Source organism: Pseudokineococcus marinus (assembly GCF_013004605.1).
Taxonomy (GTDB): domain Bacteria; phylum Actinomycetota; class Actinomycetes; order Actinomycetales; family Quadrisphaeraceae; genus Pseudokineococcus; species Pseudokineococcus marinus.
The window spans coordinates 1-8,515 of record NZ_JABEMA010000131.1; the positions used below are offsets into that span (position 1 = coordinate 1).

The following is an 8,515-nucleotide window of genomic DNA, read 5'->3' on the forward strand; positions in this document are numbered from 1 at the left end:
CTTCTTCGACGCCCTCGTCGCCGGGGCCCGACCCGACGGCGCGGCCCCCGGGGGCGCGCTGGCCGCCGACCTCGAACGTGGCGCCGCCGCCGCCCGCGGCGCCTACGCCGACCTCGCGCGAGCGCTCGCCGAGGACGTCCTCCCCCGCGCCCGCGAGGAGGACGCCTGCGGCCGCGAGGAGTACGCGCTGCGCAGCCGCCTCTTCCTCGGCGCCGAGGTCGACCTCGAGGAGACCTACGCGTGGGGCCTCGAGGAGGTCGCGCGCATCGAGGCGGAGATGGCCGAGGTCGCGGAGCGGATCCGCCCCGGAGCCGACGTCGAGGAGGCCATCGCCGTCCTCGACGCCGACCCCGCCCGCCGGCTGCCCGACGCCGCCGCCTTCACCGCCTGGATGCAGCGCCTGTCCGACTGGGCCGTCGAGGAGCTGGGGCGCGAGCACTTCGACGTCCCCGCGCCGCTGCGGCGCCTGGAGTGCCGCATCGCCCCGTCGGCGTCGGGCGCCATCTACTACACGGGGCCCAGCGAGGACCTCACCCGGCCGGGGCGCATGTGGTTCTCCGTGCCGCCCGGGCAGACCTCGTTCTCCACCTGGCTGGACACGACGACCGTCTTCCACGAGGGCGTCCCGGGCCACCACCTGCAGGTGGGGCACGCCATGGTCCGCTCCGACGTCCTCAACCGCTGGCGTCGCACGATGGCCTGGAGCAGCGGGTACGGCGAGGGCTGGGCGCTCTACGCCGAGCGCCTCATGGCCGAGCTCGGCCACCTCGACGACCCGGGCGACCGCATGGGGATGCTCGTCGGGTCGGTGCTGCGCGCCTCCCGCGTGGTCGTCGACATCGGCCTGCACTGCGGCCTCGCCGCGCCCGCCGAGGTCGGCGGCGGCACCTGGGACGCGGAGCGGGTCTGGCGGTACCTCACCGGGCACGCCCGCCAGGACGAGCCCGTCCGCCGCTTCGAGCACCTGCGCTACCTGGGCTGGCCGGGGCAGGCGCCGTCGTACAAGGTCGGCGAGCGCCTGTGGCTGCAGCTGCGCGAGGAGGTGCGCGCCCGGGAGGGCGACGCCTTCGACCTGCGCGCCTTCCACCGGCGCGCGCTCGACCTCGGCGCCGTGGGGCTGGACGTGCTGCGCGCGGCGATGACGCCGGCCGCCTGACCCCGGCAGGGGGGCCGCTCCCCCATCCCTCGCTTATCCCGACCGCGGAGGTCGGGATAGCCGGGAATGCCGCCCGGCCCGGCGGTGGTTGCGAGCCGCCGTGACTCTCCTCCGCCGCGCCGCGCGCATCCCCTTCGGCGCACAGATCCTCATCGGCCTCGTGGTCGGCGTCGGGCTCGGCGTCCTCGCCCGCTCCCTCGGCGGCACACCTGAGGACCCGAACGCCCTGACGACCACCCTGGCCACCATCGGCAGCACCTTCGTCCAGCTGCTGCGGGTCGTCGTCCCGCCGCTCGTCGTGACGGCGATCATCGTCTCGATCGCGAACCTGCGGGAGGTGACGAACGCCGCGCGCCTGGCCGGCCAGACGCTGCTGTGGTTCGCCATCACCTCGCTGATCGCCGTGACCATCGGCATCGGCATCGGCCTGCTGACCAACCCCGGCGCCAACGCCGACATCAGCACGGAGGGGGCCACGGCCTCCAGCACGCAGGGCGGGTGGACCGACTTCCTCGACCAGCTGGTGCCGGCCAACATCTTCAGCCTCGGCGCGAGCACGGACGTCGAGGTCGACCCCTCCGGCACGTCGGCGACGGCCTCGACGAGCCTGTCCTTCGGCGTCCTGTCCCTCGTCGTGCTCGCGCTCGTCATCGGCGCGGCCATCCTCAAGACCGGCGAGAAGGCCGAGCCGTTCCTCGCCGTCGTCCGCTCCGCGCTCGCCGTCACGCAGACCGCGCTCTGGTGGGTCATCCGCCTCACCCCGATCGGCACCGCGGGCCTGCTCGGCAACGCCGTCGCCTCCTACGGCTGGGACCTCGTCGCGCCGCTCGCCGTCTTCACCGCCGACGTCTACGTCGGGTCGCTCATCGTGATGCTCGGCGTGTACCCGCTCCTCGCCCGCCTCCACGGGCTGTCCGCGCGCAAGTACCTCTCCGGCGCCTGGCCCGCCATCACGTTGGCCTTCGTCTCCCGCAGCTCGGTGGGCACGCTGCCGGTGACCCAGCGCGTCGCCGAGCGGAACCTCGGCGTCCCGCGGACCTACGCCTCCTTCGCCGTGCCGCTCGCCGCGACGACGAAGATGGACTCCTGCGCCGCGATCTACCCGGCGCTCGCCGCCATCACGGTGGCGCAGCTGTTCGGCGTCGACCTGGGCATCACCGACTACCTCCTCATCGCCTTCGTGTCGGTCGTCGGCTCCGCGGCGACGGCGGGCCTCACCGGCGCCGTGGTCATGCTCACGCTGACCCTCTCGACGCTCGGCCTGCCGCTCGAGGGCGTCGGCCTCCTGCTGGCCATCGACCCGATCCTCGACATGATCCGCACCGCCACCAACGTCGCCGGGCAGGCGCTCGTCCCGGCGATCGTGGCCAAGCGCGAGGGCATCCTCGACGTCGAGGCCTACCACGCCCCCCGCGGGCGCGACCCGCTCGCGCCGCGCGACGACGAGCGCGAGGACGCCGGCGTGCGCACCGGCGAGACCGACGACGCCCGTCGCGGCGCCGACGACGGCACCCGGGTCGGCGCCCCGGCCTGACCCCTCCCGCCCCGCTCGCGGGCACCGCCGCCGCAGGCCCGCTCCCCCGCCGGGAGCGGGCCTGCGGCGTCCTGCACCGCCGGCGCGGGCCCCGCCGTCTACGGTCCTCGCGTGCGCCTCGTCCTCGCCTCCGCCTCCCCTGCCCGGCTCGCGCTCCTGCGCTCGGCGGGCACCGACCCGCTCGTGCTCGTCAGCGGGGTCGACGAACCCGCCGTCGTCGAGCGCTACGGCGTCACCGACGCCGAGGACGTCTGCCTCGTCCTCGCCCGCGCGAAGGCCGAGGACGTCGCCGGCCGGCTCGACGAGCTCGACGTGGCCGAGGACGAGCCGCTGCTCGTCGTCGGCTGCGACTCGGTGCTCGAGCTCGACGGCGACGTCCACGGCAAGCCCGCCGACGCCGCCGAGGCCGCGGCGCGCTGGCGGCGCATGCGCGGCCGCTCGGGCGTCCTCCACACCGGCCACTGGCTCGTGGACGCGCGCGAGGACGGCGGCACGGGCGCCACGCTCGGCGCCGTGTCGTCGACGACCGTGCGCTTCGCCGACGTCGACGACGCCGAGGTCGAGGCCTACGTCGCCACCGGCGAGCCGCTGCGCGTGGCCGGCGCCTTCACCCTCGACGGCCTCGGCGGCCCGTACGTCGCCGGCGTCGAGGGGGAGCCGTCCGCCGTCGTCGGCCTCGGCCTCGCGACCCTGCGCGGGATGCTCGGCGAGGTCGGCGTGCGCTGGTCGGACCTGCGTCCCCCCGCGGACGCCTGACGTCCCTCCTCGGCGGATTTCGTAGCCTTCCTCCGCCCTCACGGCCCTCTTCGGCGGACTTCGTCGCCTTCCTCCGCCCCCACGACGCTTCTCGGCGTCGTTCGTAGCCTTCTTCCGCGCTCTCCGGGGACGCGGGCGGGAGGACGGCCCGGCGGGACGGCGGGGCCGCGGCACCGGACTAGGCTCCCCGGCGGCGCGGAGCCGGATCGGTCCCGGCGGGCGCCGCGGACGGCACCCGAGCACCAGGAGGCGGACGAGGCATGGCGACGGCGGACGACGGCGGGCGCACGATCACCAAGGTCCTCATCGCGAACCGCGGGGAGATCGCCGTCCGGGTGGCCCGGGCGTGCGCCGACGAGGGGCTCGCCTCGGTCGCCGTCTACGCCGACCCCGACCGCGACGCCCTCCACGTCCGCACCGCCGACGAGGCCTTCTCCCTGGGCGGCTCGACGCCGGGCGAGTCCTACCTGCGCCAGGACCTGCTCCTCGACGTCGCCCGCCGGTCGGGCGCGGACGCCGTCCACCCCGGCTACGGGTTCCTCTCGGAGAACGCCGACTTCGCCCAGGCCGTCCTCGACGCCGGCCTCGTGTGGGTCGGCCCCCCGCCCGCGGCGATCCGCTCCCTCGGCGACAAGGTGGCGGCCCGCAAGATCGCCGAGCAGGTGGGCGCTCCGCTCGTGGCGGGCACGAAGGACCCCGTGTCCGGCGTCGAGGAGGTGCTCGCCTTCGTCGACGAGCACGGCCTGCCGGTCGCCATCAAGGCCGCCCACGGCGGCGGCGGTCGCGGCCTCAAGGTCGTGCGCGAGCGCGGCGAGGTCGAGGCCTCCTACGAGTCCGCCGTGCGCGAGGCCGTGACGGCGTTCGGCCGGGGCGAGTGCTTCGTCGAGCGCTTCCTCGACCGGCCCCGGCACGTCGAGACGCAGTGCCTGGCCGACGCCCACGGCGGCGTCGTCGTCGTCTCCACGCGCGACTGCTCCCTGCAGCGGCGCAACCAGAAGCTCGTCGAGGAGGCGCCGGCGCCCTACCTCACGGCCGAGCAGCAGGCCGAGCTGTACCGCGCGTCCAAGGCGATCCTGCGCACCGCCGGGTACGTCGGAGCGGGGACGTGCGAGTTCCTCGTCGCGCAGGACGGCACCATCTCCTTCCTCGAGGTCAACACGCGCCTGCAGGTCGAGCACCCGGTCTCCGAGGAGGTCACCGGGCTCGACCTCGTCCGCGAGCAGCTGCGGCTCGCCGCCGGCGAGCCGCTCGGCTACGACGACCCGCCGGTGCGCGGCCACTCGCTGGAGTTCCGCGTCAACGCTGAGGACGCCGGCCGCGGCTTCCTGCCCGCGCCGGGCACCGCGACGCGCTTCGAGGCCCCGTCGGGCCCGGGCGTGCGGCTCGACTCCGGCGTCGTGGCGGGCGACGCCGTCGCCGGCGCCTTCGACTCCATGCTCGCCAAGCTCGTCGTGTCCGGCGCGACCCGGCGCCAGGCCCTCGAGCGCGCCCGCCGCGCGCTCGGCGAGTTCGTCGTCGACGGCATGCCGACCGTCCTGCCCTTCCACCGCGCCGTCGTCGTCGACCCGGCCTTCGCGCCGGAGGTCACGGGCGGCGAGGGGCCGTTCACGGTCCACACCCGGTGGATCGAGACGGAGTTCGACAACCGGGTCGAGCCCTACGCCGGTCCCGTCGCCGACGGCCCGGCGCCGGTCGAGCGCGAGGGCGTCGTCGTGGAGGTCGGCGGCCGCCGCCTCGAGGTGGTGCTCCCCGCCGGGCTCGGCGCCTCGGCGGGCGCCCCGGCCGCGGCTCCCGGCCGGGCCAAGGCCCGCCGCGGCCGCGCGCAGAAGGCGGCCGCGAGCGGGGAGTCCCTCACCTCCCCCATGCAGGCCACGGTCGTCAGCGTCGCGGTCGCCGAGGGCGACGCCGTCGAGGCCGGCGACACCGTCGTCGTGCTCGAGGCGATGAAGATGGAGCAGCCCCTGGTGGCCCACCGCGCCGGCGTCGTGAAGGGCCTGCAGGCCGAGGTCGGGCAGTCGATCGCCTCCGGCGCCGTGGTCTGCGAGGTCGTCGACCCCTCTTGAGGCCGCACCGGGGGACGGACTTCGTAGCCTTTCTCCCCTTCCGGGTGCTCGTGAGGCGGACTTCGTAGCCTTCTTCCGCCGAGGCCGTCTTCTTCGGCGGACTTCGTAGCCTTCGTCCGTCCCCATGAGGCCCGCTTCGCGACGGAGTTCCTGCGCGCTGCCTGTGGACGAGCCCCGTCGTCCACAGGCGGTCGGGCTATAGCGGGCCTCGACGTCCGTCCGCGCCAGCATCCGTGGTCGTGCGACTGCGACTCCCTCCCGCTCCCGTGGTCTTCCGTGGCTGCGACGCCCTGCGCTGGGGCGACCTCACGCGGGCCGAGCTCCTCGGCCCGCGGTTCCAGCGCGTGCTGCGGGGCACGTACGCGCCGGCAGCCGCGGACGCCGACCACGCCCTGTTCTGCGCGGCGGCGGGTCTCCTCGTCCCGAGCAGCGCCCTGCTCACCGGGGCCTCCGCGGCGAGCGTCCTGGGCCTCGGGTGGCTGGGCGTCCGTGACGAGGTCGAGATGGTCATCTCGGACGGCACGCAGGTCCCGCGGCGCGCCGGCGTCCGGCTCCGCCGGTCGACCGAGCCCCTGCTGAGCGGCGCCCCGTGGGCGACGACGACGCTGGCCGCTCCCACGCGCATCGCCTTCGACGCGGCGGCCAGGGCCCCGTTGCCCCTGGCCGTGGGGCGCCTGGACGCGCTCGTGCGGGCCGGCCTGTGCTCTGCCGAGGCCATCCTCGAGACCGTCGAGCGCAGCAGCGCCGGGGACGTCGTCGGGGTGCGCCGAGCCGTCGGTCTCGTCGACCCGCGCTCCGAGTCCCTGCCGGAGTCCGCGCTGCGCGTGCACCTGCAGCGCTCGGGCTTGCCGGTGGTCCCCCAGCACCGCGTCCTGCTGGACGGTCGCGAGGTCGCCCGCGTCGACCTGGCGCTCGTCGAGGAGCAGGTCGCCGTGGAGTACGACGGGCAGTGGCACGCCCTCCGCGAGCAGCTCGCGGCGGACCGCCAGCGCCTCAACCGCCTCGCCGCGGCCCGGTGGGCCGTCGTCCACGTCACGGCCGACGACCTCCGCCATCCCCACCGCGTCGTCGCCCTGGTCCGGGCGGCCGCCGCCGAGCAGCGCGCGCGAGGTCGCGCGCGGTGAGCAGGCCGCAGACCTCCGCCGGTTGCGGAGGAAGGCCACGAAGTCCGCCCCGGAGGCACCTCGGGACGGAAGAAGGCTACGAAGTGCGGAGGAGGCGCGCCGCGACGGGAGAAGGCTGCGACGTCCGACGAGACGGCGGGTGGGTCAGTCGACCTCGGGCGCCGTGTGCAGGCGCCGGGCGGCCTCGGCGAGGGAGCCGGACAGCGAGGGGTAGACGCTGAAGGCGTGGGCCACCTGGTCGACGGTGAGGCGGTGCTCGACGGCGAGCGTCAGCGGGAAGACGAGCTCGCTGGCGCGGGGGCTGACGACGACGCCGCCGATCACCGTGCCGGAGCCGGTGCGGCAGAACAGCTTCACGAAGCCGTCGTGGATGCCCTGCATCTTGGCGCGGGCGTTGCCGGCCAGCGGGAGCTTGACCACCTGGCCCTGCGCCTCGCCGGACTCGATCTGCGCCTGGGTCCAGCCGACCGTCGCGATCTCCGGGGCGGTGAAGACGTTGGCCGCCACCGTCCGCAGCTTGAGCGGGGAGACGGCGTCGCCGAGGGCGTGCCACATGGCGATGCGCCCCTGCATCGCGGCCACGGACGCGAGCGGCAGGACGCCCGTGCAGTCGCCGGCGGCGTAGACCCCGCGGATCGACGTGCGCGAGACGCGGTCGACGACGACGTGGCCGGACTCCGAGGTGCGGATGCCGGCCTCCTCCAGTCCGAGCCCGGCGGTGTTGGGGATCGACCCGACGGCCATGAGGCAGTGCGACCCGCGGACCTCGCGCCCGTCGGCGAGCGTGACGAGCACGCCGTCGCCGTCGCGGACCACCGACTGCGCCCGCGAGCGGGCCATGACGGTCATGCCGCGGCGGCGGAAGACGTCGTCGATGACCTGCGCGGCGTCGGCGTCCTCGCCCGGGAGCACGCGGTCGCGGCTCGAGACGAGGACGACGTCGGAGCCCAGCGCCTCGTAGGCGTTGGCGAACTCGGCGCCGGTGACGCCGGACCCGACGACGACCAGGCGCTCCGGCAGCTCGGTGAGGTCGTAGAGCTGCTTCCACGTGAGGATGCGCTCGCCGTCCGGCATCGAGTCGGGCAGCTCGCGCGGGTGGGAGCCGGTCGCGAGCAGGAGGACGTCGGCCCGCAGGTCCCGCGTGCCGCCGTCGGCGAGCTCGACGCGCACCCGGTCGGGGGCGAGGACGGTGCCGCGGCCGACGAGGACGTCGACGCCCTCCCGCTCGAGGCGCTCGCGGATGTCCTCGGACTGCGCCTTCGCGAGCCCGCGCACGCGGGTGTTGACCCTGTCCAGGTCCACCGTGACGGCGCTCTCGGCGTCGGTCTCGCCGCGCCCGGCCCCCGGGAAGCGCAGGCCCAGCTCGACGGACTCGGTGACGGTCGCCATGACCTCCGCGGTCGCGATGAGCGTCTTCGAGGGCACGACGTCGGTGAGCACCGTCGAGCCGCCCAGACCGTCGCGCTCGACGACCGTCACGGAGGCGCCGAGCTGCGCCGCGACGAGCGCCGCCTCGTAGCCGCCGGGGCCGCCGCCGAGGACGACGACGCGCGTGCTGGCGACGTCGGTGACCGCGGAGCGCACGGGCAGGGGCGGCTCGGCGGCGCGGCGGTCGGCGTCCTCGTCGTCGGCGCGGGCGGCGCCGCGCGGGGGCGCGGTCGCGCCGTCGGCCTCGCTGCCCTCCGGCGAGCGCTCGGCGGGGGCGCCCATGCCCTCGGCGCCGGGGGCGCCGTCGTCCGCGACGGGGACGTCGGACGGCGCTGCGCCGTCGCTGCCCGGGGCCGCGGCGCTGGGGTCGGGGTCCGGGGTCTGCGCGTCGCGCTCGGAGGGAGACATCGCCGCCATTCTGCCTCCCGGCCCGGCGGGCGCGGGGCCCCGGACC

General features: G+C 76.0%; 6 protein-coding genes. 5 read left to right on the forward strand and 1 reads right to left on the reverse strand.

The window, feature by feature from the left end; translation table 11 throughout:
- The 5 genes from HLB09_RS09720 to HLB09_RS09740 form a co-directional block, all read left to right on the forward strand.
- The coding region (locus tag HLB09_RS09720; RefSeq protein ID WP_171203185.1) for a DUF885 domain-containing protein at positions 1–1,156 on the forward strand (1,156 nt) is incomplete at its 5' end.
- A 100-nt stretch (positions 1,157–1,256) separates the two neighbouring features.
- A complete protein-coding gene (locus HLB09_RS09725; protein WP_212770852.1) occupies positions 1,257–2,690 on the forward strand; it encodes a dicarboxylate/amino acid:cation symporter in 1,434 nt (477 codons plus the stop codon).
- Positions 2,691–2,801: 111 nt separating this feature from the next.
- On the forward strand, positions 2,802–3,446 hold the full coding sequence (locus HLB09_RS09730; protein WP_171203187.1) for a Maf family protein: 645 nt from the start codon (positions 2,802–2,804) through the stop codon (positions 3,444–3,446).
- 290 nt (positions 3,447–3,736) lie between these two features.
- Complete coding sequence (locus tag HLB09_RS09735) at positions 3,737–5,509, forward strand: ATP-binding protein (RefSeq protein WP_171203189.1); 1,773 nt, start codon at positions 3,737–3,739, stop codon at positions 5,507–5,509.
- A gap of 239 nt (positions 5,510–5,748) precedes the next feature.
- A complete protein-coding gene (locus tag HLB09_RS09740; RefSeq protein ID WP_171203188.1) occupies positions 5,749–6,633 on the forward strand; it encodes an endonuclease domain-containing protein in 885 nt (294 codons plus the stop codon).
- Between the two features lie 144 nt (positions 6,634–6,777).
- On the opposite strand, the gene HLB09_RS09745 is transcribed toward HLB09_RS09740, so the two are convergent.
- Positions 6,778–8,469 (reverse strand): NAD(P)H-quinone dehydrogenase, encoded by a 1,692-nt coding sequence (locus HLB09_RS09745; protein WP_246234993.1) that lies wholly within the window; start codon positions 8,467–8,469, stop codon positions 6,778–6,780.
- Positions 8,470–8,515 lie beyond the last annotated feature (46 nt).

Coding starts and splice junctions, on each gene's coding strand:
- HLB09_RS09745 (WP_246234993.1), bottom strand. CDS start 8,469: ATGTCTCCCTCCGAGCGCGACGCGCAGACCCCGGACCCCGACCCCAGC.